Here is a 25,249-nt window from a genome sequence, read left to right as displayed (position 1 = left end):
CCAGGTCGCTAAAGGGTCCTGCCGAAGGGCAGCCGGTCTGCGCCTCGGTCTCGAAGCAGAGCAGGTCCGAAAGGGTCGATTGCGTGCGCTCGATCTGGGACGAGAGGGCCGCGTCCTTCCTCACATACATATAGAGGAATAGCTCCTGGCGCGGGAGCAGCATGGTGATGCCGTCCAGACCCCCCAAGGCGTGCTCCGCCAGGCTCACGAGGGCGCGCACCATGTCGCCCGCAACGGGCAAGTTCCAGGCTCAGACCGAACCCTTACTATAAAGATCCTGTCATTGCAAAACCGAGGGTCAAAGGAGGGGGTATGTCAGAAAAGGTAACCCGTGCAGTGAAGGGCAGGGCGTGCCTATGGCCATTGTCCGGCGAGGAGAGGCTCAAACGCGCTGCTTCCTTTCCAACCCGCTATCTGCCTCTCGATCGGTACCCTTTTCTGCTCCCCAGTGTAATTATGTTGAAAGTTTATGGGCCATCCTTAGGCTGACCAGCCGAGTCGTCTGTTTTGAAATTTTTTGGAGGAGGTTTTCATGCGGTTGCTTTTGCCTGTTCTCTCGATTGCCGGATGCCTGATCGGCATACCCGCGTCTGCTGTCGATCTGCCGGCGGCGCCGCCCTCGGACCGTCCGTTGAAAGAGTTCGTGACCTCGGTCGAGAAAGACGGATCGATCATCTTCCGCTTGTATGCGCCGTCGGCCAAATCCGTGTCTGTGGTGCTGGGGACCGGCGATCCAATGCCAATGCAGCGTAGCGACACCGGCGTGTGGACTATGCAAAGCGAACCGCTGAAGCCCAATCTCTATGAATACTACTTTAACGTCGACGGGTTCCGCAGCATCGATACCGGCAGCAATGCGCCCAAACCGCAGCGGCAAGTCAATAGCAGCCTCATTCTGGTGCCCGGCAGTATTCTCGACACCCGCAATGTCGCACACGGCGATCTAAGGCTCGTAACGCTGCATTCGAAGGCTCTGAAATCCGAGCGGCAGATGTATGTCTATACGCCGCCCGGCTACAGCGACGCCTCCAAGCGGCTCCCCGTGCTCTATCTTTATCACGGCTTCGGCGACACCGCCGCGTCCTGGATTAGCCAGGGCAGGGCGCCGCAGATCCTCGACAATCTCATGGCGGAAAACAAGATCCGGCCGATGATCGTCGTTATTCCGGACACGGAGACCGATGTGGATGAGGCCATCGCCGAGAATTTCCCCGCCGCAGACCGGCGCAAGACATTCTATCCCGTCAATGCTGAGGCAGCGGACCGCGAGCTGATGGAAGACCTCATTCCCTATATGAAAAGCCATTACCGGGTTCGCAACGACGCCGACGGCCGGGCCGTGGCCGGTCTGTCGCAGGGCGGATACCAGGCGCTTGTCTCCGGCTTTTCGCATCTTGGCACCTTCGGCTGGGTGGCGACCTTCAGCGGCGTGTCGACCACGACTGTGCCTAACAAGGCCGTTGACGATGCCTTGAACGATCCTGCCAGGATCAACAGGAACCTGCGCAATTTCACCGTCACGGTCGGCGCCAAGGATCAGGTGACCGGCAAGGACATCGCCGGCCTCAAAGCGACATTGGACAAGAACAAGATCGCTTATGAATACCACGAATATCCTGGCCTGCAGCACGAGATGGATGTGTGGCGGCCGTCACTCGTGACGTTCCTGGAGAGGCTGTTCAGGAAATAACGACCTGCAAACTTTCGGGCACGAATATCGAAACGGAGGGCATTGTCCGGCGGATGACGGAATGTTGAACGAGATACCTCGCTTTGCGGTGCGAGGAAAAATGCAAATGTCTGCTGCGTAAAGATCGCATTCAGTCTTTTTTGCTAATCTGGTGTTAGTAATTGGCGCCGGCGCGGTCATTCGCCCGTCTCCATGGGCGATTGTCTTGCGTACGGGTTCTCATGCGTTCATTCATTTTGTCAGCAATCGTCTCGGCCTGCGTGCTTTTGTCCGGCTGCACATCGCGTTCGGCGCCCGAGGCTGCCGCCGCCGCTGTCCCCTCACAGGAGACGACGGGTTCGATCACCCGACCATCGGCCGTGGTGCCGCCGGCCAATGTCGGGCAGTCCGCGCCGAAAGTCGTGGCCGCGCGCGGCCAGTCGAATTTGGCAGGGGCAATGCCGGAACCATTGGGCTTTGCCTCTCCTTCCGGCAACATCGGCCTGCCAGTGCCGGGCTCGCGGCCCGCGCTCCAAGTGGCGATGGCGATGCCGGAGATGCCTTCCGCCGCACGCTCCGCCGGGCAGATCTACGGCCATCGGTTCAGGGATGCCAAGCCGATGAATTTCGGGCGATCCAACCCGCGCAAGCTCGAGGTCCACGGCGTCGACGTTTCGCGCTGGCAGGGCGATATCGACTGGGACCGGCTGCGCACGCAAGGGGCGAACTTCGCCTATATCAAGGCCACCGATGGCGGCGACCATCTAGACCCGATGTTCAAGACCAACTGGCGCAAGGCCAAGGAAGCCGGCGTGCGCCGCGGCGCCTACCACTTCTTCTACTGGTGCCGCACGGCCGGCGAGCAGGCAGACTGGTTCATCCGCAACGTACCCCGCGAGGCCAATGCGCTGCCGCCCGTCATCGATGTCGAATGGAACGGCCAATCGGCCTGCAAGCAGCGGATTTCACGGGCAAAAGTGCTCGAAAAGATCCAGGTCTTCGCCGAGAAACTGGAGCGCCATTATGGCCGCCGGCCGATCATCTACACAGCGCCGGATTTCTATCGCGACAACCTGCAGGGCGAACTGCTGGATTATCCCTTCTGGCTGCGCTCCGTTGCCGCTCATCCGTCGGAACTCTATCCCGGGCGCAAATGGCTGTTCTGGCAATATTCCGGCTCCGGCCTGACGGACGGCGTGCGTGGCAAGATCGACCTCAACGTGTTCCACGGCAGCGGCGGCGAGTGGCAGAACTGGGTCGCGTCGCGCTGAGCGTCACCGGCGCCCCGTGGCGTCGGCATGCTCAGAAGTCGGCAACCTTGCCCCAGACCGATTTGCTCAACCGCGCGGGGTCGTAAGGTACCGGGTCTACCAGCGGCGGCGTTCCGGCAATGATATCAGCCACCAGATGGCCAGCGCCCGGTCCGATGCCGAAGCCATGGCCGCTGAGGCCGGCCGCGAGGATCAGCCCGGGGAGGCTCGCAATTTCGCCGATGGCGGGAACCCCGTCCGGCGTGCTGTCGATGTAGCCGGCCCAGGCGCTCTCTTGGCCGATATCCTTTAGTCCCGGCAGAAGCTTTCGGGCCCGCCGCAGCGTCTCGTCGATCTGCGATTGATCCGGCGTCGGGTCGAGGACGCGATTGCGCTCCATCGGGGTGGGGGCGTCGAGCCGCCATTTCGTGACGCTCTCGTGTCCTGATCGCCATCCCTCGGCCCCGCCCAGCGCCAGGCTGCGGCGGCGCTTGGCAAACATCGGCACGAACTCGCGGGCAAAGCGCACCTGTTGCGCCGTCGGATCGACACGCGCCCGGCCGCTGATGGCCAGCGTGTAACCGCCATTGCCCCGGCGCGTCACCGAAACCTCGGCAGTGTGAAGCGCATCTGGAATGCCTTCGGCGCCCGGTCCCACCGACAGAATCGACGACCGGACCGAGGCTTGCGGAAAGCGGATGCCGAGCTGGCGGCAGAAGGAGGAGGCCCAGGCGCCGCCGGCCAGCACAACGGTCTTTGTTCGGATGGTGCCGGCCTCTGTGATCACGCCGCTGACGCGCCCGGCCTCGGTTTCAACACCCCGCGCAGCACAGAGCTGGTGGACGGAACCGCCGGCAGCGATGATGCCGCGTGCCACGATCGGTGCCGCACGGGCCGGGTCGGCGATGCCGTCGCTCGGCGAAAATACGCCGCCTTTCCAGCGCTTGCCAGTTGCCTGTCCGCGCTGCGTGGCCTCATCGGCAGTGAGCACGTGCGTCGTGACCCCGACGGTTGCCGCAAAATCGCGCCAGCGGGCCCAGCCGGCTATCTCGGCTTCGTTGTCGCTCAGATAAAGCAGCCCGCACTTGGTGAAGCCGACGTCCTCGCCGAGATCGCCGGCAAGCTTGTCCCACAGGGCGAGACTTTTCGTCGCCATCGGCAATTCGCGGGCATCTCGATTTTGCTGGCGGCACCATCCCCAGTTTCGGCTGGATTGCTCCGCGCCGACGTAGCCCTTTTCGACAAGTGCGACGCGAAAGCCGCGGCGGGCGAGATAATATGCCGAGAAGACGCCGACGACGCCTCCGCCGATAACGACGACATCCGCTTCCGCAGGCAAATCCGGTGTTGTCTCGATCTTCAAAAGCGGCGCGGGCATGCGATTTCTCCAATGAAGACATAATTATAGCCAGAGGCTTGCGCTAGCGTTTGCCGCAGAGCATGGCCAATCAGCATTTCATGGCGTGACTGCCGTCGCTGGAAGATTATTCTGCTTAACTTGTCAATTGCGCGATTTGCAGGGCGAGAGCGGCCTTGCCCGGCTTGATGCATTTTTCATTCCGCATAATATGCTGCAGCAAGCGCGGTGAATGAGCACCGGACGTCATGGAGCGCTGATGAAACTCGACCGGATCGACATCAAGATTCTCTCCGAACTGCAGAAGAACGGCCGCATCACCAATGTAGAGCTGGCGGATCTGGTCAACCTGTCGCCCAGTCCCTGCCTGATGCGGGTCAAGAAGCTGCAGGCGGAAGGCTATATCGTCAGCTACTCGGCACAGATCAACGTTGCCAAGCTCGGGCAGACCCTGACGGTCTTTACGGAAGTGACGTTGAAGAACCATCGGCAGATCGATTTCGCCCGGTTTCTGGCGGCCATCGAGAAGGTCGATTCCGTCATCGAGTGCCATCTGGTCTCGGGCGGATACGATTATCTCATCAAGTTCGTCACCGGCAGCATCACCGAATACCAGACGATCATGGAACGCCTCATCGACATGGATATCGGCATCGACAAATATTTTAGCTTCGTCGTGCTGAAATCGCCGATCACACGGTCGCATATGCCGCTCACCAGCCTCTTCCCGATGTAAACCTCAGCGCTTTGCAAAGGCCGCAACGAGTTCAGGGTCCCGCTCGAGGCTGTCGAGCCAGGTGGGATCGAGCTTCGGCACCGAGGAATAGAGCAGCCGCGAATAGGGATGTCCGCCGGGATTCCCGAAGTCGGACGGCGCCATCTGTTCGATCTTTTCGCCGGCATACATCACTGCGATCTCGTCGCAGATCGCCTGCACGACCGAGAGATCATGGCTGATGAAGATGTAGGACAGCCCGAGTTCGGTCTGCAGCTCTTTCAGCAGATCGATGATCGCCGCAGCCACGACCGTGTCGAGGGCCGAGGTGATCTCGTCGCAAAGAATGAGTTTGGGCTCGGCCGCAAGCGCTCTTGCCAGATTGATGCGCTGTTTCTGCCCGCCCGACAATTCGGCAGGTCGCCGGTATTTCACGCTGCGCGGCAGATGCACCATGTCGAGCAGCTGATCGATGCGGGCTTGCCGCTGGCCCTTCGCCATGCCGTGATAGAAGGCAAGCGGTCGCTCCAGAATGTCCGAGATCGATTTGGACGGGTTGAGCGCGGTGTCTGCGAACTGGAAGACGATCTGCAGCTTGCGCAATTCGTCGCGACGGCGGCTGGCAGCGTTTGGTGCAAGTTCCTTGCCGTCGAAAATGATATGGCCGGACGCCGGCGACAGGATGCCGGCAATTGCCCGGGCCAGTGTCGACTTTCCGCAGCCGGATTCCCCAACGATGCCGAGGTTCTGGCCGTAGTCGAGTTTCAGGCTGACGGATTTCAGCGCCAGAGCCAGCGGCAATCCATTCGGCTGGATCGGGCCATAGCCGGCCGACAACGCATCCACCTCCAGCAGCGGCTGTCGCGCCGCCTGCTCCACTGGGGCCGGTGGGATCCGCAGGGTCGGCTTGAAGGCTGCCACGAGTTGGCGCGTGTAGGGGTGCTGCGGCGATGCCAGGATTTGCGCCGTTTTGCCGATTTCCTGGATTTCACCTTCCTTCAGAACGACGATGCGATCGGCGATCTGGGCAACGACGGCGAGGTCGTGGGAAACATAGACGCCGGCAAGGCCGCCCTTTTTCATGACCGACTTGAAGGCCCTGAGCACGTCGATCTGGGTCGTGACATCGAGCGCCGTTGTCGGTTCGTCGAAGATCACCAGCTTCGGATTGCCGATCAGCGCCATGGCGGCCGAGAGCCGCTGCAACTGGCCGCCGGAGACCTGGTGCGGATAGCGCGCGCCGATGGTCTCGGCGTCGGGCAGGGCCAGCGCCTTGAACAGTTCGACCGCCCGCGAACGGGCCTGGTCGATGGACATCAGCTTGTGGATGCGCACGACCTCGATCACCTGATCTATGATCGTCTGCGCCGGATTGAAGGCTGCGGCAGCACTTTGCGGCACGTATGCGACTTGCGTGCCGCGCAGGCTGGCGAGGCGCTTTTCGGGCAGGCCGGCCATGTCGTTGCCGGACAATAGGACCGAACCGCCGCTGATGCGGCAGCCCGGACGCGTATGGCCCATCATCGTCAGGGCAATCGTCGTCTTGCCCGAGCCGCTTTCGCCGATCAGCGCGACGATTTCGCCCTCGGCGATATCGAAACTGACATCGCGGATGATTGCCACGGTGCGGTTGGCATCGGTCTTTGCCTCGACCTCGAGATTGCGGACTTCGACAAGGTTTGCCATCACATGCTCCGGTCTCTGATCTTATGCGGCAGGTTGTCGATCAGAAGATTGACGCTGATGGTGAGGCTGGCGATGGCGATCGACGGAAAGATCACCGCAGGGGATGCAAAAGGCAGGCCGCCGATGTTTTCGCGCACGAGCGCGCCCCAGTCGGCGTTCGGCGGCTGAACGCCGAGGCCGAGGAAGGACAGGCCCGAAAGCAGCAGGGCAATAAACACGAAGCGCAGGCCGAGATCGGCAAGCACGGGGCCGAGGATGTTCGGCAGGATTTCCGAACCAATCAGGTAGATGGTCTTCTCGCCGCGGGCCCTGGCGACAGTGACATAGTCCATCGTATTGATGTTGACGGCGAGCGCCCGGCTGAAGCGATAGGCGCCTGGCGTGTAGATCACGGCCAGGGTGACGATGAGCACCGGTATGGAGGAGCCGACAGCGGCAACGACGACGAGCCCGAAGAGCTTGCTCGGAATGGAGCTCAAGGCGTCGAGAAATCGGGAGAGGCACGTGTCGAACCATCCTCCGGCAACGGCGGCACTCATGCCGAGCGCGACGCCGGTGAAACAGGCGACAGCCACGGCGGCAAGCGATATGCCCACAGTGTAGCGCGCGCCCATCAAGATACGCGACAGGATGTCTCGGCCGAGATAATCGGTGCCGAGCAGGAATTTTGCGGAGATCGGTCCGAAGTAGTCGTAGTCGACGATATCGGCGATAGAATAGGGGATCAGCAGGGGCGCGAAAATAGCGACCAGTGACCAGGTAAGGATGATGGTCAGCCCGAGGACGCCGACGATGTTGAAGCGGTAGCCGAAACGTGCCGGGGATACGGAGAAATTTGCCATGGTCAGCGCAGCCTCGGGTTGGACATGATGGCGATGATGTCGGCAATCGTGATCAGGATCAGGTAACCGAAACAGAAGATCATCGAACAGGTCTGGATGAGCGGGAGGTCGCGCGTCGCCACCGCATCCACCATCATCTTGGCAATGCCGGGATAGTTGAAAATCGTCTCGACGATGATGACGCCGCCGAGCAGGTAGGACAGCGACAGCGCGACGGCATTGACGATCGGTCCTAGCGCGTTGGGAAGCGCGTGCTTCAACACGATCCTCGTTCGCGAGGCCCCTTTCAGAAGCGCCATTTCGATGTAGGGCGTTCCGAGCGTTTCGATCACCGCTGCCCGCGTCATGCGGATCATCTGCGCCGAGATGACGAAGCTCAGCGTGATCACCGGCATGGCAAAGACCCGCAGAAGCTCGCCGAAGCTGTGGACCTCATTGGCGAAGGAGAGCGCCGGAAGCCACTTCAGATACACCGCGAAGACGAGTACGGCTGACGTCGCGACCATGAATTCGGGCACGGAAATAACGGCTATGGTCACCGTGGTGACGATCCGGTCGAAGATCGAGCCCCGTGCAATCGCCGAGGTTATGCCCAGTGTCAGGGCCAGCGGCACGGAGAACAGGGCAGTGGCAGTCGCCAGTTTCAGCGTGCTGAGGAAGCGCGGACCGATCAGCTTTGCGATGGGCATGTTGTTGGCATAGGAGATGCCGAGATCGCCGGTGACGAAACCGCCGAGCCAGTGGATGAACCGGTAGAATGCAGGGTCGTCGAGATGCATCGCGGTCCGCAAACCCGCCACGGCTTCCGGTGTCGCTGCCTGACCGAGAAGGATCTGGGCGACATCGCCCGGCAGCATCTCGGTTGCGAAAAACACGGTGAAGGACACGATCAGCAAGGTGACGACAGCCACGAGCAATCGGTTGATCACCAACACGAGGACGTGGAGGTTCATGGGCGCTCCGCAGGGGGACGGTGCTTTCAAAGCACTGTAGCATGGAGGGGGGCCGGAGACACGATGGATCTCCGGCCGGCTTCATGGCGGTGCTAGGCCTCGAGCCAGACATACTCTGCGAACGCATATCCCATCATGCCGCCGAGCGGATTGGATTCCAGCCCCTTGAGCTTGGAGGAAATGGCGTCGACATTCGAGATGAAGGCGGGAATGGCGGTGCCGGCCTCTTCCGCGATCATCACCTGCATCGCATTGTATATTTCCTTGCGCTTGGCCTGGTCCAGCATGCCGCGCGCTTCGATCATCATCGTGTCGAACTTGGGCGACTTGTACTGGCTCTCGTTCCAAGGGGCGTCGGAGGAATAGAGGAGCGAGAACAGGATATCCGGCGTCGGGCGTGGATTGATGTTGCCGAAATGAATCGGCGCCTTCAGCCAGTAGTTCGACCAATAGCCGTCGGAGGGAACGCGCTGCACGTCGAGCTTCATGCCGATCTCGGCGCCGGCTGCCTGGGCGACCATGGCCATGTCGATCGACGAGGTGGCCGCATCCGAGGCCACGACGGGGATCGATTGTCCCAGCACGCCGGCCTTCTGGAAGTGGAACTTGGCCTTTTCGGGGTCGAAGGCTTTCGGCTTCAGATCGGCGTTGTAATAGATGCTGGCCGGGGAAATCGGCTGGTCGTTGCCGATCTCGGCCAGGCCGCGCAGCACGGATTTCTGGATCTGCTCCCTGTTGAGCAGGTATTTCATGCCGGTGACGAAGTCGGCCTTGTTGCCCGGGCTCATGTCGAGGCGCATGTTGAGGTTGGTGTAGTTGCCCGATGTCGTCTTGGAGATGGCGACGGAGGGCTGGGTTTCGAGCAAGCGCATGGAGCGCGGATTGATCGAGGCTGCGAGCTGGATGTCGCCGGAAATCAGCGCATTGACGCGGGCGCTATCGTCGGAGATGGCGAAGAACTCGAAGCTGTCGAGGTGCGGGCCGCCCTGCTTCCAGTAGTTCTTGTTCTTGGTTGCAAGGGAGCGCACGCCGGGCTCGAAAACTTCGCAAACAAACGCGCCGGTGCCGTTTGCCTTGGAGAAATCGGTCGTGCCGTCGGCCAGGATCATGAAGTGATGCATGGCGAGAATGGTCGGCAGGTCGGCATTGGCGCTGGCGAGCGTGATCTCTACGGTGAGGTCGTCGACGGCCTTGAAACCGGTCATCTGCTTGGCGATCGAATTGACCTTCGATCCGACGGCCGGGTCGAGGTGGCGCTTCAGCGAGTAGACGACGTCGGCGGCCTTCAGCGTCTTACCGTCGTGGAACGTGACCCCCTTGCGCAATTTGACGGTCCAAACCTTTGCGTCCGAGCTTTCGACGCTCTCGGCAAGTTCCATCTGCGTTACGCCGGCCTTGTCGAGGAATGTCAGCCGGTTGTAGAAGGCGCAGCAACGGACGTAGTCGGTCGACAGCGATGCCTTGGCCGGGTCGAGCGTATCTGCCGTCGAAGCCGACCAGCCGGCTGCTTTCAGCGATCCGCCGGAAACAGGCGTGGCGGCAATCGCGCTATTGGCGCGGCCGAGGATCAGGCTGCCGGCAGTGGCGGCAAGGCCTCCGGCCATCATCATCTTCAGAAGATCGCGGCGGCTTGCACCACGGCGAATGGCGTTCTCGACCATGGCATCGTCGGAAGACGTCCAGTTTAAAAATTTATTGTCAGACATGCGCATTCCCCTTTTATTGATTGTGTGAAGGCATTGCCGTGTCCGTCCGGGGCTCGTTGAAGCCTCAGGCGGCGTTCGTCTGTTCCACGGCATCCGCAAGCGCTGCCATGGAGGTAAAGTGGAAATCCGGCTTGGTGAAGGCTACAGGCTCGATCGTGCCGCCATAGCCCTTCTGGGCGTGGCGTCGCTCGATCCAGCAGTTTGCTATGCCAAGCTGCCTGGAGATCCCGATGTCGTGATACTGGCTCTGCGCGACATGCAGGATGTCGGCGCGGGAGCCGCCTTCGGACGTTATGGAGGCGAGGACATGCTCGAAAAATGCCGGGTCTGGCTTTTCCGTGCCCGTGTCGTCGGCGGTAAAACCCTTGAAGAACGGATTGCCGAGCGCTTGCGAAAAGCACTCGAACGCCCAGCGCTGGGCATTTGTCATGGCGATGAGCTTGAAGCGCTTGGCGAGGCGGGCCATTGCATCGGCGCTGTCGGGAAATGCCATCCACGTCTTTGCCGAGTCACGCAGCCGCTCACCCAACCGGGCCTCCGCCGGCAGTCCGAGCGCCGGTGCAATGACCATGTAGACACGCACGAGATCATCCGGGAAAAGCCCGACATCCGGCATGTAGCGGGCATTGCGATAAAGGCTGAGCGCCGTTTCGCCATCGACGGACTTGCCGTTCTCGGCGGCAATTTCCTGCAGGCAGCCGATCAGCCCGCCCTCGAAGTCGATCAGCGTGCCGACCACGTCGAAGGTCAGATATTTGAAGCTTTCAAATGTCTTTTCCAAGCCTCTAGTCCTTTCTCGGTGGACCCTTGGTCCTCCTCTGCAGCGTCCTAACAGAACGATATGCTGTGTGCATTTCAGGCGATACGACCCTGTTGAGACTGCCTGATCGCTTTGTTTGCGGCTTTTGACCGCCGGTTGAAGGACAGTGTCTCAGTTAACGGGCACCGAATGCGCTTAAAGACGGAAGTGCCACGGCAGAAAATTCCGAATATTCAGCCACCGCGGTATTTCGGCCCGCATGATTCTCGCTCATGGGGAACCGGTGATCTCACGCCATGGCGGCACGGATATCCGGATCTTCCAGCGTCTGGTCCAGCGTTTTGCGCGTACGCTCGACGATGGCATCGATTTCGGCCTCCGTGCAGCAGAGCGGCGGCGCATAGCCGAGAATGCCGTTGCCGAAGGCGCGCACGACCAGCCCGTTATCCCAGGCGCGGTCGAAGATGCGGCGCGACGGGTCCGCCGCTGCCGGCAGCGGGGTCTTGCGCTCCTTGTCGGTGACAAGTTCGAGCGCCGCCAGCATTCCGCGACCGCGGACCTCGCCGACCAGCGGATGACTGGCGAGGCTGTGCAGGCCCTCCATCAGGCGGGCACCGGCCTTGCGGCCGTTGTCCAGCAACCCGCCCTCATAGAGACGCAAGACTTCGAGGCCGACGGCGGCGCTGACCGGATGGGCGGAATAGGTATAGCCATGTCCGACTGCAGCGCTGCCGGCGCCGTCGGCGATGGTCTGGTAGATCTTGTCGGTCATGAATACGGCGCCCATCGGCACATAGCCTGAGGTCAGCCCCTTGGCGACGGTCATGAAATCCGGAACGATGTCCTCCTCGCTGCAGGCAAACAGCGGTCCGGTGCGGCCGAAACCGGTGATGACTTCGTCGGCGATGAACAGAATGTCGAGTTCGGTGCAGAGATCGCGCATCGCCTTGATCCAGCCTTTCGGCGGCACGATGACGCCTCCGGACCCCTGGATCGGCTCGACATAGAATGCAGCGACGCGGTCCGCGCCGAGGACCTCGACCTTGGCACGTAGTGCAGCTGTCGACGCGGCAATGATCGCCGCATCGTCGCTGCCGACCGGGTTGCGATAGGCGTAATGCGACGGGATTTTATGCTGCCAGTCGAACGGGATGCCGAAGCCTGCATGAAACACCGGCAGGGCCGTCAGCCCGGCGCCGACCGTCGATGAACCGTGGTAGCCCTGTTCGACGGAGATGAACTGGTCTTTCGCGGGCGTGCCCTTGGCATGGTAATAATAGCGGATGAAACGCACCGTGCTGTCGATGGCATCGGATCCGCCGAGCGTGAAGTAGACATGGTTGAGATCGCCGGGCGTCCGATCGGCAAGTTCGGCGGCAAGACGGATGGCGGGTTCTGAACCGAGGCTGAAATAGCCGGTGGCGTAGGGCAGCTCGCGCATCTGCTGCGCGGCGGCCTCGACGATGCTTTCCTGGCCGTAGCCGGCATTGACGCACCACAGGCCGGCAAAACCATCGATAAGCTGATGGCCCGAGGCATCCGTGACCGTCGCACCCTTGCCGGATTTCAGAACCCGCACGCCGATTTTCTCGTGGGTCCTGTAGGACGCGACCGGATGGACGAGATGGGCTCGGTCGAGTTCGATGAGTGAGTTGCTCAGCATGGTCGTCTCCTGATTTAGCCAAGCGCCTGGCTTGCAAGGGCAAAGGTTTGAAACGCGGATGTCCCGGTGGAAGGCTTGGCGCTGCGCCGCATGGCGATGCCGCCGCCGACATTGGCAAGGCCCTGCGCCTCCAGCCACGATGCCAGACCGCAGACCTTTGTGGTGTCGACCCGGACGAATTGCCCGTGGCGGGCTTCGATGAGACCGGCGATCAGGGTCTTGGCCTCGTCAGCATGTGCGGCCACCACGGGACCGATGACCTCGCCGTGACCGAACGCGCGCAGGGCGGCAAAGGCGGTGATCTTGCCGGCGGGGCGCAGGACGGCGATCCGGCCGGCCTGGTGCAGCGCCTCTATAAGGTCGAAGCGTTCGAGGCCGGAGGCTGACTGGTCCAGCGTTGCGCAATCGGCAAGGTCTTCGACACTTGCCCAGTCAACGCTGGCTTCACCATTTCCAGCACCCAGGGCGCCCTGATGCTGGAGGATCCGGCCGGTCTCCTTGAAGCCAAGCTTGGTGTAGAGCGGCAGGCCTTCCTTTGTGGCGTTCAGGCGGCACTCGCGATCGCCACATTCGGCGAGCGCCATATCCATCAGCCGCCGTCCGATGCCACGGCCGCGCATCGCCTCGTCAACGATGACCATGTTGATGGTGGCGGCCGCAGCCCCGTAGAGGGTCACAAACGTGGTGCCGACCACGCGCCCGTTCTCGATGGCCACGAAGCCGACGCTGAGCGAGAGCACCATCGCCCAGTCTTCCAGGCGGTGCGGCCAGCCGGCCTGACGCGAGAGCGTCAGCGCGCCTTCGAGATGGTCGGCAGAAAACTTCACGATGTCGATGTGGCTTGGGTCGATGTGGCTGGGGTCGATCTGGTCTGGCGGCATTCTCTTGTTCCGGATAATCCTGTCCTGTCTTCATTGATAGCGCCGGCGTGCAGGTAGAACCTCCTGACCATGGGGTTGGCGGCAACATGTTTGCATCGTCTTTCCGGAGGGGCGCCGCATCTTATGCCGTGGGTCGAGCCATGCCGGGCGACAGGGACGACCGGCCGGGACAGCCGGCGCAACTCTCTGCCAAACGGCTATTGAGATACGCAACAATCTGCTTTCAGTCACAGCAATTGCGGTCAACGACATATCCGGGACGCGACTATGATCGGGTCAACAAGGCGCCGGGCACTGGCGCCAATATCCCGTCACCAGCCCAAAACCAGTAAGGAATTTGAGAGCGATGTCCCAGTTTCGGCCCAAATACATCACCTTCGACTGCTACGGAACGCTGACCCATTTCCAGATGGCGGAGGCGGCCGAGAAGATCTATGGCGGCCAACTCGAAGCCGCCGCCATGAAGCAGTTCATCAAGAATTTCGCCGCCTATCGCCTCGACGAGATCCTCGGGGACTGGAAGCCCTACAACGAAGTCATCCACAATGCCGTCGAGCGCACCTGCAAGAGGAACCGCGTCGCCTTCAACGATGCGGATGCGCGCTCAATCTACGAGACAGTGCCGAGCTGGGGACCGCACGCCGACGTTCCGGCTGGCCTTGCCAAGGTTGCCAAGGAAATTCCGCTGGTTATCCTGTCGAACGCCATGAACGAGCAGATCATGTCGAACGTCGAAAAGCTCGGCGCGCCATTCCATGCGGTCTACACCGCTGAGCAGGCCAATGCCTACAAGCCGCGCTTCCAGGCATTCGAATATATGTTCGACATGCTCGGCTGCGGTCCGGAAGATGTTCTGCATTGCTCGTCGTCGTTCCGCTACGATCTGATGTCGGCCCACGATCTCGGCATCAAGAACAAGGTCTGGGTCAACCGTGGCCATGAGCCGGCCAATCCTTATTATGAATATACCGAGATCAAGGACATTTCGGGCCTGCCCGGCGTCGTCGGGCTCTGACGGGGATGGCGATGCAGTTCAAGTCCTACTGGCACGATACAGCGCCCGCTTTCGCGGCCGCCAGCAAAGGCCCGGTCGAAGGCCATTACGATGTGGCCGTGATCGGCGGCGGTTTCGGTGGCCTGTCGGCAGCCCGGCACCTGGCGAAGGCCGGGGTCAAGGTCGTCGTCCTCGAGGCGGCCCATGTCGGCGCGGGCGCATCGGGTCGCAACGGTGGACACCTCAACAACGGCATCGCCCACGGTTTTGCCTCTGCCCGGAATGAACTCGGGGCGGAACGGGCGAAGGCGCTCTACCGCGCCTTCGACGCTTCCATCGATACCATTGAGCGCATCGTTACGGAGGAGGGCATCGACTGCAATTTTCGCCGTGCCGGCAAGCTGAAGCTCGCCTCGAAGCCGGAGCATTTCAAATCGATCGCCGCCAATTTCGAGCTCGTCAACCGAGACGTCGATCCCGACACGGCCCTGTTGACGGCGACTGACCTGCGGCACGAGATCGGCTCGAATGCCTTCCACGGCGCCATGCTGTCGAAAAAGAGCGCCATGATGCACATGGGCCGCTACGTCGCGGGGCTTGCCAACGCCGCCGTGCGCCATGGCGCGGTGATCTTCGAGAATGCCGCGGTGACGGACCGCAAGGTGGCAGGCGCCAGGCATACGCTGACCACAGCGCGTGGCAGCGTCACCGCCGATGCAGTCTTTGTGGCAACGGGTGCCTATACCTCCGGTCCCTTCGGCTATTTCCGGCGCCGCATCGTCTCGGTTGGAAGCTTCCTGCTGGCCACCCGGCCGCTGACCGATGCCGAGGTCGCCGACGTCATGCCGGGCAACCGCACCTGCGTCACCTCGCTCAACATCGGCAACTACTTCCGCCTGTCGCCGGACCAGCGGCTGATCTTCGGCGGCCGTGCCCGGTTTTCGGCATCGTCGGATCAACGCTCAGACGACAAGAGCGGCGCCATCCTGAAGGCGAGCCTGCGCCAGATCTTTCCGCAGCTGGGTCAGGTCGAGATCGATTATTGCTGGGGTGGCCTCGTCGACATGACCAAGGATCGCTTCCCGCGCGCCGGCTTTGCCGACGGTGTCTGGTATGCCATGGGCTATTCCGGCCACGGAGCGCAGATGGCAAGCCACATGGGGATCGTCATCGCCGACGCGATCATGGGCAAAGCCGACCGTAACCCAGTCTCCGGTCTTGAATGGCCCGCTATCGCCGGCCATTTCGGCAAGCCATGGTTCCTGCCGATGGTCGGGCTCTACTACAAGACGCTCGACCGGTTCCAGTAAACCAAAGATCTCACGAACAGGGACGGAGAGTGATCTCCGCCCCTGTTCGCGTCCGTGTCAGCCAAGTCCACCGATGTGGAAGCTCTTCATTTCGAGATATTCCTCGATCCCGCATTGTCCGCCCTCGCGGCCGATGCCGGATTGCTTGACGCCGCCGAAGGGCGCGACCTCCATCGAGACGGAGCCGGTGTTGAGGCCAACCATCCCGAATTCGAGCGCCTCCGCCACCCGCCATGAGCGTCGCAGGCTCTCGGTGTAGAAATAGGACGCCAGGCCGAACGGGGTGGCGTTGGCGATTTCGATGGCTTCCTCTTCGGTGTCGAACCGGAACAGAGGAGCGACTGGACCGAATGTCTCCTCGTTGGCCAGCAGCATGTCCGTTGTGGCGCCACCAAGCACGACAGGGACGGCATATTGCTTGCCATCTGGCATTGCAGGTCTCTCGGAAATGATGCGAGCGCCCTTGGCAAGTGCATCCTCGATATGGCGATCGATCTTGTCGATGGCCGCCTTGTTGATCATCGGTCCGATATCCACGGGTTCGCCGGCCCCGGGGCCGACCTTCATGACGGAGACCCGGGCCGCCAGCTTTTGGGCAAACGTGTCATAGATGCCGGATTGCACGAGAATGCGGTTGGAGCAGACGCAGGTCTGCCCGCCGTTGCGGAACTTGGACGCAAGCGCGCCGTCGATCGCCAGATCGATATCGGCATCGTCAAAGACGATGAACGGCGCGTTGCCGCCGAGTTCCAGGCTGAGGCGCTTGATGCTGTCGGCGGCGCCCCGCATCAAAAGCGAGCCGACGCGGGTCGATCCGGTGAAGGATATCTTGCGCACGATCTCGTTCGCCATCATCTCATTGCCGATCTCGGCCGGCATGCCCGTGACGATATTGATGACACCTGCCGGGATGCCGGCACGCTCGGCCAGCACGCCAAGGGCCAGCGCGGAAAATGGCGTGAATTCAGAAGGCTTGACGACCACGGTGCAGCCGGCCGCAAGCGCTGGAGCGACCTTGCGGGTAATCATGGCGTTCGGGAAATTCCACGGCGTGATGATGGCGCAGACGCCGACGGCCTCCTTCAGCACGATGATCCGGCGATCTGCCGTGGGCGATGGGACGGTCGTTCCGCCGACGCGGCGGGCTTCCTCGGCAAACCACTTGACGAAGGATGCGCCATAGCGGATTTCGCCCAGCGCTTCCGCCAGCGGCTTGCCCTGCTCGAGGGTCAGGATCATGGCGAGATCCTGCTCGTTTTCGAGGATCAGGCGGTGCCAGGCTTCCAAGAGCGCTGCCCGTGCCGCATGGGTCTTGGCCTTCCAGGGGGCGAAGGCTGCCCGCGCTGCTGCGATTGCCTCGCGTGTTTCATCGCCGCTGACATCGGGAACGTGCCCGATAATACCTTGCGTCGCCGGATTGGTGACCGGCACCGACGAACCGGAGGCAGCGTTGCGCCAGATGCCGTCAATGACGCATTGCTGCCGGAAGAGGTTGTTGTCCTTCAGAGTGTCCATTTTGGCGTTCCTTCTCGTCAGCAAAGCGTCGAAAGCACAGCGGCAGTGATCGCGTCGGTTTTGTCGCGGCCCGGCCTTGTGCCGATGCCGCTTGCGGTCGCAGTTTCGATGGCCTTGATGATCCCGGCTGCCGCGGCGGGCTCGCCGAGATGCTCCAGCATCATTGCCGCCGACCAGATGGTGGCAATCGGGTTGGCAATGCCGAGATGGGCGATATCGGGCGCCGATCCATGCACCGGCTCGAACATCGATGGCGCGGTGCGATCGGGATTGATGTTGGCGGAGGCTGCAAAGCCGAGGCCGCCCTGGATGGCGGCGCCGAGATCGGTCAGGATATCGCCGAACAGGTTGGACGCAACGACGACATCGAGACTGTCCGGTGCCATCACCATGCGCGCCGCCATCGCATCGATGTGATAGTTTTTCACCTCGACATCCGGATACTCGGCGGACAGTTGCGCAGTCACTTCGTCCCAGAACACCATCGAGTATTTCTGCGCATTCGACTTGGTGACGGAGGCCAGCATCTTGCGGCGCAGGCGGGCCTGCTCGAAGCCGAAGCGCAGGATGCGCTCCACACCCTTGCGGGTGAAGATCGACGTCTCGACGGCGACTTCGTCGGGCGTGCCGACATGCACGCGGCCGCCGGCACCGGAATATTCGCCCTCGGTGTTTTCGCGGATGCAGAGGATATCGAAGCCCGTCGACTTCAACGGACCTTCGACGCCCGGTAGAAGACGATGCGGACGGATGTTGGCATATTGCACGAAGGCCTTGCGGATCGGCAGCAGCAGGCCGTGCAGCGATACGGAATCGGGCACCTCCGCCGGCCAGCCGACGGCACCCAGCAGGATGGCATCGTGTTTGCGAAGGGTCTCGATACCGTCTGCGGGCATCATCGCGCCGGCTTCCTTGTAAAAGGCGCAGGACCAAGGAAAGGTCGTGCCCTCCAGCTTGAAGCCCGCCTGCTTCGAGGCTGCCTCCAGCACCTGCCAGGCGGCGTCGATGACGGGAACGCCGATGCCGTCGCCGGGGATCAGGGCTATGGAATAGGTCTTCATGGATTTTTCCTTTACAGGTCGATCAGGACGCTTTTGGATTTCCGATTGGCGAGGTAAGCATCGCGGCCGAGATCCTTGCCGATGCCGGAGCTTTTGTAGCCGCCTGTCGGAAGGATGTGGTCGCGCGAACGCCCGTAGCGATTCACCCAGATCGTACCGGCCTGCAGTCGCTTCGTCACCCGGATTGCTCGCGACAGGTCGGTCGTGAAAACGCCGGCCGCAAGCCCGTAGGTCGGGTGGTCGGCGAGCGCCAAGGCCTCTTCCTCTTCTACGAATGTCTGGATCGTCAGCACCGGGCCGAAGATTTCCTCGGTCACGGCAGGGGAGGATGGGGTGACGCCTGCGATCAGTGTCGGTGCATAGAAATATCCGTCGCGCTCCAGCATCTGGCCGCCACGCAGGCATTCGGCACCCTCGGCGACCGATGCGCGGACGATGCTGTCGATGCGGCCGATCTGGCGCTCGGAAATGATCGGCGAATATTGCGTCTTTTCGTCCCATGTCGGGCCTGGGGTAATGTCGTCCATGGCTGATGTCAGCGCATCGACCAGCTGAGCCGCCACCGACTGGTGGACGATCAGCCGCGATCCGGCGACGCAGGCCTGCCCGGCATTCGACAGGATGCCCTGCGCCACGGCCTTTGCGGTGCGGGCAATGTCGGCATCGGCAAAGACCAGCTGCGGGCTCTTGCCACCGAGCTCGAGCGTCATCGGTTTGATGCCCGTTCGAGCGATGTTGGCCATGATGGCACGTCCGGCCGCTGTCGAGCCGGTGAAGCTGATCTTGCCGATCTCCGGGTGGCCGGTGATTGCAGTCCCGGTCGTCGCGCCATCGCCGAGCACGATGTTGATAAGGCCAGCGGGCAGGCCGGCGCGCACCGAGAGCTCGGCAAGATAGAGCGCCGAAAACGGCGTGAGTTCGGATGGTTTGAGCACCACGGCATTGCCCGCAGCCAGCGCCGGCCCGAGTTTCCAGGCGGCCATCGACAGGGGAAAGTTCCAGGGGGTGATCGCGCCGACCACGCCATAGGGTTCGGACATGATCATGCCGAGGCTGTCCTTGCTCGTCGGCACGAGATCGCTGCCCTCCTTGTCGGCGAACTCGGCAAAAAAGCGGATCTGTTCGGCGCTGATGGCGATATCGCCCTGGATGAGGTGGCCGACGGGGCGCGTCGAGGCGATTGCCTCAATCCTTGCCAATGTTTCCGCCTCGGCCTCGATCAGGTCGGCCCAGCGATGCATCATCCGCGTGCGTTCGCGCGGCCTCACATCTGCCCAGCCGCTTTCCTTCAACGCGCGTTTTGCGCCCTGAACGGCCTCGTCGACAAGATCAGCCCCGGCTATGGGGCAATCGGCGAACGCGGCGCCGTCGGAGGGGCGGTGCATGGCGATTTCACCCTTTGCCGCGATCATCCGCCCGCCGATGAAATGTCCGTGGGGAAGCTGCACGGAATCGGGATTGAAGCTCAGCGACATGGCATTTCCTCTGGGCGTTGGCAGACCACCGAAACTAGCGGTCATTGCCGCGCAGTTTGCGTCGACTGTGGCCCGGGCGGCGATGGAATCTCCCGTTTACCGGTGCGTTCGCAGCGCATTCTTCGGCGGCTTTGAGCGCGGCGATATCGTGCCGCGCGCACTGGCGAGAGATGCTGTCCCGCAGGGGAAAATTCAGTTGACGGTGACGTAGATCTTGCGGACGGTCTCGATCGTACGCCAGATGCCGACGAAGCCGGGCTTCATGACAAAACTGTCGCCGGCGCGATAGGTATAGGTCTCGCCGTCCTTCTCGACGATTTCAACAACGCCGGTTATGAGGTGGCAGAACTCGTAGGTCGTCCCCTTGATCGAATGGGTCTCGCCGGGGGTCGCTTCCCATACGCCGGTCAGCACGCTGTCGTCGCGCGAGGCGTCCTGCGGCCAGGTCTTGAAGGACGGATCGCCGGAGATCAGACGCTCGGCCGTCGGCTTCGATTCGCGCGGAGCCGTGGTCGGGTTGGTGTCGATAAGCTTGAGAAGAGACATGCGTTTTCTTTCCTTTTTAGTGTCAGTAGCCGCGCTTGCGGTCGACGAGGCCGATCGGGTCCTTCCCGGCCTCGTGACGGTGGATGTTGGCGATGACGGCCTTGGCGGCAGTCTCGGGTTGGGTGACGCTGGCGATATGCGGCGTCAGGATGATCTTCGGGTGTTGCCAGAGGGGATCGCTGGCGGGGAGGGGTTCAGGATCGGTAACGTCGAGCACCGCACCGGAAAGGTGCCCGCTGTCCAGCGCGTCGATCAATGCCTGTTGATCGAGCTGCGGCCCGCGACCCGCATGGATCAGCGATGCCCCGGCCGGCAGCTTCGAAAAGAGGTCCGTATTGAGCAAGCCCCGGGTCTGCGGCGTCAGCGGCAGGAGGCAGATCAGAATATCAGTGCGCGCCAGAAATGTATCGAGCTGGTCTTCGCCATGGAAGCACGCGACGCCTTCGATCTCACGAGGCGAGCGGCTCCACCCCGCCAGCGAAAAGCCGAATGGCCCGAGGCGCTCCAGTACCGCCTTTCCGAGCAGTCCGAGACCGAGCACACCGACACGCTGGTCTGGCGCTTGACGCACTGGGCGGGATTTCCAAACGCCCTGTTGCTGCTGTGCGAGATAGCCCGGCAGGTCCCGGTGCAAGGCCAGTACGGCGAGCGTCACATATTCCTGCATCATCCGCACGATCCCGTCCTCGACCATCCGCACCAGCTTGACGCTGTCCGGCAGGGCCTGAACGTCAAACTGATCCACCCCGGCGCCGATGGAAAACAGCACTTCGAGATTGGTGTAGCGCTTAAGGTCGTCGGGCGCGGTCCAGGTCAGCAGGTAGCGCACGTCTTCTGGAGCAACCGACTTCGCATCGGTAACAAACGGCAGACGAGGCAGCTCGCGGGCGAACTCTGCGGCAAATATCCGGGCGCGCGCTGCGTCCGAGTTGAATAGAAAGGCCATTCGATTGTCCCGCTCGTTGTTGTGGGAGGTGTCGATCAACTGCCAAGGCAATCGGTGGAGATCGCGCTCAGGCGCATGATCGCCGTCCGAGGTCTTCGATCATCTTCCGGCAAGCTGCGAGTTCGCTTACTTCGATATACTCGTCGGCCTTGTGGGCGCGACCGATATCGCCCGGCCCGCAGATGATCGCATCCATGCCGGCGGCCTGATATAGTCCGGCCTCGGTGCCGTAGCTGACGGCGGCAAGCGGGGGTTTTCCCGTCAAGGCTTCTAGGAGGCCTGCCAAGAGGGCGTCGGCGGCAAGCGACAAGGCTGGATATTCGCTGAGCAGGTCCCAGCGGGTGGTGAAGCCTTGTGTTTCCAGGGCGAGCAGGGCGGCCTTAATCGGCTGCAACAGTGTCGAGGGCGAAACGCCCGCTATGGCGCGCGCCTCTATGTCGGCGGTGCAGAAATCCGGGATAATGTTGACAGCCTGGCCACCGCTGATAACGCCGACCTGCAGCGAGGAGTAGGGCGGCTCGAAGTTGCTGTCGAAGGGACCATTTGCAAGTCGCGCGGCTGTTGCACCTGCCTCGCCGAGCACCGATGCCATCGCATGGATGGAATTCGCGCCGAGATCCGGACGCGAGGAATGGCCGGTGAGGCCGCGGATCTCGATGCGGGCGGCAGCCTTGCCCTTGTGGGCGCGGATCGCACGCAGGCCGCTGGGTTCGCCGATGATGCAGCCCTGAGGTTTGGCGCAGAGGTCGGGCAGCAACCGAAGCAGATGCGGCACGCCTCGGCAACCGGCCTCTTCGTCATAGGAGAAGGCCAGATGCACCGGCTGCGTCAGGGGCATGGCTGCCAGCGCCGGGAGGGCTGCGAGGGCGCAGGCTAGGAAACCCTTCATGTCGCTGGTGCCACGTCCGTAGAGCCTGTCTCCGTCTGCGCGCAGACGGAAAGGATCGGAGGTCCAACCCTGTTCACCGGCCGGTACCACATCCATGTGCCCGGAGAGAAGGATGCCCGGGACGTCTCTCGGGCCAATCGTCGCAAAGAGATTGGCGCGGTCGCCCTCCGGCCCCATCGCCACCGTCACGTTGGCGCCGCAGCTCTCTGCATGGCGACGGATCCACGCGACGATGTCATGGTTGGCAGTGCCGACCACACAGGGGAAGGCGACCAGCCGTTCAAGAATGTCCTGCTCATGCATCGCGCAACCGTCCCTCGTGTGTCGACGGCAGCATAGGGAGACATTCCGGCACGGGTCCCCCGAAGGTTCGTCCGCTGCAGCGCAAACTGCTGAAAAAGACCGTATTTGAAGCGAAATCTTCGGTGTCGAATGGCGGAAAATCGACAGTTCAAGATGGATGTTACGGGGTGGTGACGATTGTCGTCGCCCGCCCGGCTCTCTATCTTGGAGTGCGGGCGACGGAGGGGGAATTGACCACAGAAGAAACGATGCGGCTGGAGTCCTTTGACCTGCAGCTTTGCGACATCGCCGGAACCGATCCCGAAAAGCTGCATGCGTTGTCGCTTGCCGTCGGCTGGCCGCACCGGGTGAAGGATTGGCTGATGCTGCGCGAGATCGGGTCCGGCGTGGTGGCGCAGGACGAGATCGGCCGTGCCATCGGCTCGGCCATGTGGTTTCCGTTGTCGGACGATTTTGTCACGGTCGGCATGGTCATTACCTCGCCGAGGCTGCAGGCGCATGGCCATGGCCGCTGGCTGATGGACCATGTCTTGAGACAAACCGGGTCGCGTCCGCTGCGCCTCAATGCGACACGGGCGGCGCGGCGGCTCTATCTTTCCATGGGCTTCACAGCAGAAAGAACCGTCTATCAGTGCCAGGGAACCGCGGTGCTATCTGGCGAGCCGCCGCTCCCAGAGCAGGCTATTCTGCGCGCTGTGACGCTGGACGATCTGGCGGAAATTGCAGCGCTCGACCGCGCCGCCTATGGCACCGACAGGGCAGCGCTGCTTGGCCGTCTGCTGCATGCTTCCAAGGGCGTGGCGCTGATACGCGGCGGCCGGATCGCCGCATTTTCCCTCGCACGCAATTTCGGCCGGGGCACCGTGATCGGTCCGGTCGTGGCCGTCGATGACGCCGATGCGATCGCCGTGACTGCCCCGCACGTGAAAGCCCATGCCGGCGCCTTCCTGCGCATCGATACGCGCCAGGCGATGGGTGACTTTGCCGAGTTCCTGACGCAATCGGGGATGCCGGTCTTCGATACGGTCACCAGCATGTCGCTTGGCGGTCGCTGGTTGCTGGATCGCCCGGGCGATGAACCCCGCCCAAAGATCTACGGACTGGTCAGCCAAGCCCTGGGCTGACCAACTCCGGCGAGGTCTAAAGCCTCTGGTTCTCAGGTGCCGGCATAGCCGACGACACCCTTGATCTCGGTAAACTCGTGGATGCCGAACTTGCCGTACTCACGGCCATTGCCGGATTGCTTGTAGCCGCCGAACGGTGCGGCGCCATCCCAGGCAGAATTATTGATACGCACAATTCCCGCTCGCAGCTTTCGTGACAGGGCGCGTGCCTCGCTTGCGTCCCCCTGGATGTAGGCGGCAAGGCCGTACGGCGTGTCGTTGGCAATGGCGACTGCCTCATCCTCGGTTTCATAGCCGATCATGACCAGCACAGGACCAAAGATCTCCTCCCGCGCAATCGTCATGTCGTTGGCGACCTTCGCAAAGACGGTCGGCTTGATGTAGTAGCCGACGTCCAGGTGAACCGGCCGATCATTGCCGCCGGCAATCAGCTCGGCGCCCTCGTTGATCCCCTTGCGGATGAGGTTCTGGATCTTGTCGAACTGCTGCTGGCTGACCACAGGCCCCATCGTCGTTGACGGGTCCGCCGGCGACCCGACGACGATTTCACCGGCGGCTTTTGCCGCTGCCGCGATGGCATCGTCCATCCGTTCCATCGGCACGAGCAAGCGCGTCGGCGCATTGCAGGACTGGCCGGAATTATCGAAGCATCGGCGCACGCCCATCGTCACCGCCGCGCTAAGGTCAGCGCTTCTAAGGACGATGTTCGGTGACTTTCCGCCGAGTTCCTGATGCACGCGCTTGACGGTGGGGGCCGCTGCCGTCGCCACCGATATCCCCGCTCGGGTGGAGCCGGTGAACGATATCATGTCGACATCGGGGTGGCTGGCAAGGATCGTGCCGACTGTCGGGCCATCGCCGTGGATGAGGTTGAAAACACCGGCGGGAACACCTGCCTCGTGCATGATTTCTGCAAACAGGATCGCATTCAGCGGCGCGATCTCCGAGGGCTTCAGCACCATGGTGCAGCCGGTGGCCAGCGCCGGCGCGGCCTTGGAGGCAATCTGGTTGATCGGTCAGTTCCAGGGCGTGATCATCGCGACGACGCCGATCGGCTCGTGGATAATGCGCGTGTCGCCTTGCATGTATTCCCAATCGAAGCTTTCGAATGCGCGAATTGTTTCTGCAAAATGGGCAGCCCCAAGGATTGCCTGTGACTGGCGTGCAAGTGCTGTCGGTGCGCCCATCTCCCGCGAGATGACGTCGCCGATCTCGTCGTTGCGACGCTTGAGGACCTCGAGCACCCGCCTGAGCAGGGCAAGACGCTGCTCTCTCGAGGTTTGCGAGAAGGATGGGAAGGCCTGCCTCGCAGCCGCTATCGCCCTTTCGGCGTCGGCAGCATTGCCCATTGCAATCGTCGCGAATGCCTGTTCCGTTGCGGGGTCGGTGACATCGATAGTGGCCTTACCGACGGGGTCCACCCATGCACCGCCGATATAGAATTTGTCCGTATTCTTCATCTCGTGCTCCCGCATCAAGGCGCCCCCGCAACCGGGTATTGCATAGGTCGCAGTTCAAGGCGGGCTGGCGGCAGGTCTTGCCGAAAGCTTGCCCGCTGCGGCCAAATCTGCCGATCGACGGCGCTGTTCAGGCCAATGGTTTCG

Annotated in this window: 21 protein-coding genes and 2 pseudogenes; 7 read left to right on the top strand and 16 right to left on the bottom strand. The window is 62.2% G+C overall.

Annotation, left to right across the window (positions count from 1 at the left end; all coding sequences use genetic code 11):
- Positions 1-25 precede the first annotated feature (25 nt).
- Positions 26-241, bottom strand: a pseudogene (locus PR018_RS23860) (Fic/DOC family N-terminal domain-containing protein); the annotation flags it as partial.
- Between the two features lie 291 nt (positions 242-532).
- Here PR018_RS23860 and PR018_RS23855 point away from each other — a divergent pair.
- Both PR018_RS23855 and PR018_RS23850 read left to right on the top strand, forming a co-directional pair.
- Positions 533-1,690 carry an esterase gene (locus PR018_RS23855; protein ID WP_142831283.1) on the top strand — a complete coding sequence of 386 codons (1,158 nt, stop codon included), beginning with the start codon at positions 533-535 and terminating at the stop codon, positions 1,688-1,690.
- A gap of 221 nt (positions 1,691-1,911) precedes the next feature.
- Positions 1,912-2,940, top strand: coding sequence for a glycoside hydrolase family 25 protein (locus PR018_RS23850; protein ID WP_142831282.1), 1,029 nt, complete (start codon positions 1,912-1,914; stop codon positions 2,938-2,940).
- A gap of 31 nt (positions 2,941-2,971) precedes the next feature.
- Here PR018_RS23850 and PR018_RS23845 read toward each other — a convergent pair whose 3' ends face one another.
- Positions 2,972-4,297, bottom strand: coding sequence for an NAD(P)/FAD-dependent oxidoreductase (locus PR018_RS23845; RefSeq protein ID WP_142831281.1), 1,326 nt, complete (start codon positions 4,295-4,297; stop codon positions 2,972-2,974).
- A gap of 238 nt (positions 4,298-4,535) precedes the next feature.
- Here PR018_RS23845 and PR018_RS23840 point away from each other — a divergent pair, with 238 nt between their 5' ends.
- Positions 4,536-5,012: an Lrp/AsnC family transcriptional regulator gene (locus PR018_RS23840; protein WP_111218735.1), complete on the top strand. Its 477-nt coding sequence runs from the start codon at positions 4,536-4,538 to the stop codon at positions 5,010-5,012.
- A gap of 3 nt (positions 5,013-5,015) precedes the next feature.
- On the opposite strand, the gene PR018_RS23835 is transcribed toward PR018_RS23840, so the two are convergent.
- From PR018_RS23835 to PR018_RS23805, 7 genes are all read right to left on the bottom strand, one after another.
- The gene (locus PR018_RS23835; RefSeq protein WP_142831280.1) at positions 5,016-6,677 is read right to left on the bottom strand and encodes an ABC transporter ATP-binding protein; all 1,662 of its coding nucleotides are present in this window, start codon (positions 6,675-6,677) and stop codon (positions 5,016-5,018) included.
- Entirely contained in the window at positions 6,677-7,519 is an 843-nt protein-coding gene (locus tag PR018_RS23830) for an ABC transporter permease (protein ID WP_142831279.1), read from the bottom strand. Before PR018_RS23830 ends, PR018_RS23835 begins: the two co-directional genes overlap by 1 nt.
- A gap of 2 nt (positions 7,520-7,521) precedes the next feature.
- Entirely contained in the window at positions 7,522-8,472 is a 951-nt protein-coding gene (locus tag PR018_RS23825) for an ABC transporter permease (protein WP_111218659.1), read from the bottom strand.
- A gap of 92 nt (positions 8,473-8,564) precedes the next feature.
- Positions 8,565-10,178 carry an ABC transporter substrate-binding protein gene (locus tag PR018_RS23820; RefSeq protein WP_142831278.1) on the bottom strand — a complete coding sequence of 538 codons (1,614 nt, stop codon included), beginning with the start codon at positions 10,176-10,178 and terminating at the stop codon, positions 8,565-8,567.
- Between the two features lie 64 nt (positions 10,179-10,242).
- Entirely contained in the window at positions 10,243-10,959 is a 717-nt protein-coding gene (locus tag PR018_RS23815) for an HAD-IA family hydrolase (protein ID WP_142831277.1), read from the bottom strand.
- Between the two features lie 268 nt (positions 10,960-11,227).
- Positions 11,228-12,601 carry an aspartate aminotransferase family protein gene (locus PR018_RS23810; protein ID WP_142831276.1) on the bottom strand — a complete coding sequence of 458 codons (1,374 nt, stop codon included), beginning with the start codon at positions 12,599-12,601 and terminating at the stop codon, positions 11,228-11,230.
- Between the two features lie 14 nt (positions 12,602-12,615).
- Positions 12,616-13,452, bottom strand: coding sequence for a GNAT family N-acetyltransferase (locus PR018_RS23805; protein WP_142831339.1), 837 nt, complete (start codon positions 13,450-13,452; stop codon positions 12,616-12,618).
- A 376-nt stretch (positions 13,453-13,828) separates the two neighbouring features.
- Between PR018_RS23805 and PR018_RS23800 the strand changes: the two genes are divergently transcribed.
- Together PR018_RS23800 and PR018_RS23795 are read left to right on the top strand one after the other, a co-directional pair.
- Complete coding sequence (locus tag PR018_RS23800) at positions 13,829-14,497, top strand: haloacid dehalogenase type II (RefSeq protein ID WP_142831275.1); 669 nt, start codon at positions 13,829-13,831, stop codon at positions 14,495-14,497.
- Positions 14,498-14,508: 11 nt separating this feature from the next.
- A complete protein-coding gene (locus PR018_RS23795) occupies positions 14,509-15,786 on the top strand; it encodes an NAD(P)/FAD-dependent oxidoreductase (protein WP_142831274.1) in 1,278 nt (425 codons plus the stop codon).
- 57 nt (positions 15,787-15,843) lie between these two features.
- Here the strand turns inward: PR018_RS23795 and PR018_RS23790 are convergent, their stop codons facing one another.
- Genes PR018_RS23790 through PR018_RS23780 form a run of 3 tightly spaced genes read right to left on the bottom strand, consistent with a single transcriptional unit; the run spans position 15,844 to position 19,837 of the window.
- Positions 15,844-17,301 carry an NAD-dependent succinate-semialdehyde dehydrogenase gene (locus tag PR018_RS23790; RefSeq protein WP_142831273.1) on the bottom strand — a complete coding sequence of 486 codons (1,458 nt, stop codon included), beginning with the start codon at positions 17,299-17,301 and terminating at the stop codon, positions 15,844-15,846.
- A gap of 17 nt (positions 17,302-17,318) precedes the next feature.
- The gene (locus PR018_RS23785; protein WP_142831272.1) at positions 17,319-18,362 is read right to left on the bottom strand and encodes a tartrate dehydrogenase; all 1,044 of its coding nucleotides are present in this window, start codon (positions 18,360-18,362) and stop codon (positions 17,319-17,321) included.
- 11 nt (positions 18,363-18,373) lie between these two features.
- On the bottom strand, positions 18,374-19,837 hold the full coding sequence (locus tag PR018_RS23780; RefSeq protein WP_142831271.1) for an aldehyde dehydrogenase family protein: 1,464 nt from the start codon (positions 19,835-19,837) through the stop codon (positions 18,374-18,376).
- Between PR018_RS23780 and PR018_RS23775 the strand changes: the two genes are divergently transcribed.
- Positions 19,821-20,048 carry a hypothetical protein gene (locus PR018_RS23775; protein WP_142831270.1) on the top strand — a complete coding sequence of 76 codons (228 nt, stop codon included), beginning with the start codon at positions 19,821-19,823 and terminating at the stop codon, positions 20,046-20,048. The genes PR018_RS23780 and PR018_RS23775 overlap by 17 nt on opposite strands.
- On the opposite strand, the gene PR018_RS23770 is transcribed toward PR018_RS23775, so the two are convergent.
- From PR018_RS23770 to argE, 3 genes are all read right to left on the bottom strand, one after another.
- Positions 20,030-20,383: a cupin domain-containing protein gene (locus tag PR018_RS23770; protein WP_111218673.1), complete on the bottom strand. Its 354-nt coding sequence runs from the start codon at positions 20,381-20,383 to the stop codon at positions 20,030-20,032. The genes PR018_RS23775 and PR018_RS23770 overlap by 19 nt on opposite strands.
- A 22-nt stretch (positions 20,384-20,405) precedes the next feature.
- Entirely contained in the window at positions 20,406-21,329 is a 924-nt protein-coding gene (locus PR018_RS23765) for a 2-hydroxyacid dehydrogenase (RefSeq protein WP_142831269.1), read from the bottom strand.
- A gap of 67 nt (positions 21,330-21,396) precedes the next feature.
- Positions 21,397-22,521, bottom strand: coding sequence for an acetylornithine deacetylase (gene argE, locus PR018_RS23760; protein ID WP_142831268.1), 1,125 nt, complete (start codon positions 22,519-22,521; stop codon positions 21,397-21,399).
- Between the two features lie 248 nt (positions 22,522-22,769).
- On the opposite strand from argE, the gene PR018_RS23755 reads away from it, so the two are divergent.
- Positions 22,770-23,645, top strand: a complete 876-nt coding sequence (locus tag PR018_RS23755; RefSeq protein WP_142831338.1) for a GNAT family N-acetyltransferase — start codon at positions 22,770-22,772, stop codon at positions 23,643-23,645.
- A gap of 32 nt (positions 23,646-23,677) precedes the next feature.
- Here the strand turns inward: PR018_RS23755 and PR018_RS23750 are convergent.
- Positions 23,678-25,105, bottom strand: a pseudogene (locus PR018_RS23750) (aldehyde dehydrogenase family protein).
- Positions 25,106-25,249: the final 144 nt, after the last annotated feature.

This window comes from Rhizobium rhododendri (genome assembly GCF_007000325.2).
Classification (GTDB): domain Bacteria; phylum Pseudomonadota; class Alphaproteobacteria; order Rhizobiales; family Rhizobiaceae; genus Rhizobium; species Rhizobium rhododendri.
Note: the sequence above shows the minus strand (reverse complement) of the source record. Positions and strands in the feature narration are given on the sequence as shown.

What these genes read in the sequence shown, in the direction of transcription:
- PR018_RS23855 (WP_142831283.1), top strand. Translation starts at nt 533, where the DNA reads ATGCGGTTGCTTTTGCCTGTTCTCTCGATTGCCGGATGCCTGATCGGC.
- PR018_RS23850 (WP_142831282.1), top strand. Translation starts at nt 1,912, where the DNA reads ATGCGTTCATTCATTTTGTCAGCAATCGTCTCGGCCTGCGTGCTTTTG.
- PR018_RS23845 (WP_142831281.1), bottom strand. Translation starts at nt 4,297, where the DNA reads ATGCCCGCGCCGCTTTTGAAGATCGAGACAACACCGGATTTGCCTGCG.
- PR018_RS23840 (WP_111218735.1), top strand. Translation starts at nt 4,536, where the DNA reads ATGAAACTCGACCGGATCGACATCAAGATTCTCTCCGAACTGCAGAAG.
- PR018_RS23835 (WP_142831280.1), bottom strand. Translation starts at nt 6,677, where the DNA reads ATGGCAAACCTTGTCGAAGTCCGCAATCTCGAGGTCGAGGCAAAGACC.
- PR018_RS23830 (WP_142831279.1), bottom strand. Translation starts at nt 7,519, where the DNA reads ATGGCAAATTTCTCCGTATCCCCGGCACGTTTCGGCTACCGCTTCAAC.
- PR018_RS23825 (WP_111218659.1), bottom strand. Translation starts at nt 8,472, where the DNA reads ATGAACCTCCACGTCCTCGTGTTGGTGATCAACCGATTGCTCGTGGCT.
- PR018_RS23820 (WP_142831278.1), bottom strand. Translation starts at nt 10,178, where the DNA reads ATGTCTGACAATAAATTTTTAAACTGGACGTCTTCCGACGATGCCATG.
- PR018_RS23810 (WP_142831276.1), bottom strand. Translation starts at nt 12,601, where the DNA reads ATGCTGAGCAACTCACTCATCGAACTCGACCGAGCCCATCTCGTCCAT.
- PR018_RS23800 (WP_142831275.1), top strand. Translation starts at nt 13,829, where the DNA reads ATGTCCCAGTTTCGGCCCAAATACATCACCTTCGACTGCTACGGAACG.
- PR018_RS23795 (WP_142831274.1), top strand. Translation starts at nt 14,509, where the DNA reads ATGCAGTTCAAGTCCTACTGGCACGATACAGCGCCCGCTTTCGCGGCC.
- PR018_RS23790 (WP_142831273.1), bottom strand. Translation starts at nt 17,301, where the DNA reads ATGGACACTCTGAAGGACAACAACCTCTTCCGGCAGCAATGCGTCATT.
- PR018_RS23785 (WP_142831272.1), bottom strand. Translation starts at nt 18,362, where the DNA reads ATGAAGACCTATTCCATAGCCCTGATCCCCGGCGACGGCATCGGCGTT.
- PR018_RS23780 (WP_142831271.1), bottom strand. Translation starts at nt 19,837, where the DNA reads ATGTCGCTGAGCTTCAATCCCGATTCCGTGCAGCTTCCCCACGGACAT.
- PR018_RS23770 (WP_111218673.1), bottom strand. Translation starts at nt 20,383, where the DNA reads ATGTCTCTTCTCAAGCTTATCGACACCAACCCGACCACGGCTCCGCGC.
- PR018_RS23765 (WP_142831269.1), bottom strand. Translation starts at nt 21,329, where the DNA reads ATGGCCTTTCTATTCAACTCGGACGCAGCGCGCGCCCGGATATTTGCC.
- argE (WP_142831268.1), bottom strand. Translation starts at nt 22,521, where the DNA reads ATGCATGAGCAGGACATTCTTGAACGGCTGGTCGCCTTCCCCTGTGTG.
- PR018_RS23755 (WP_142831338.1), top strand. Translation starts at nt 22,770, where the DNA reads ATGCGGCTGGAGTCCTTTGACCTGCAGCTTTGCGACATCGCCGGAACC.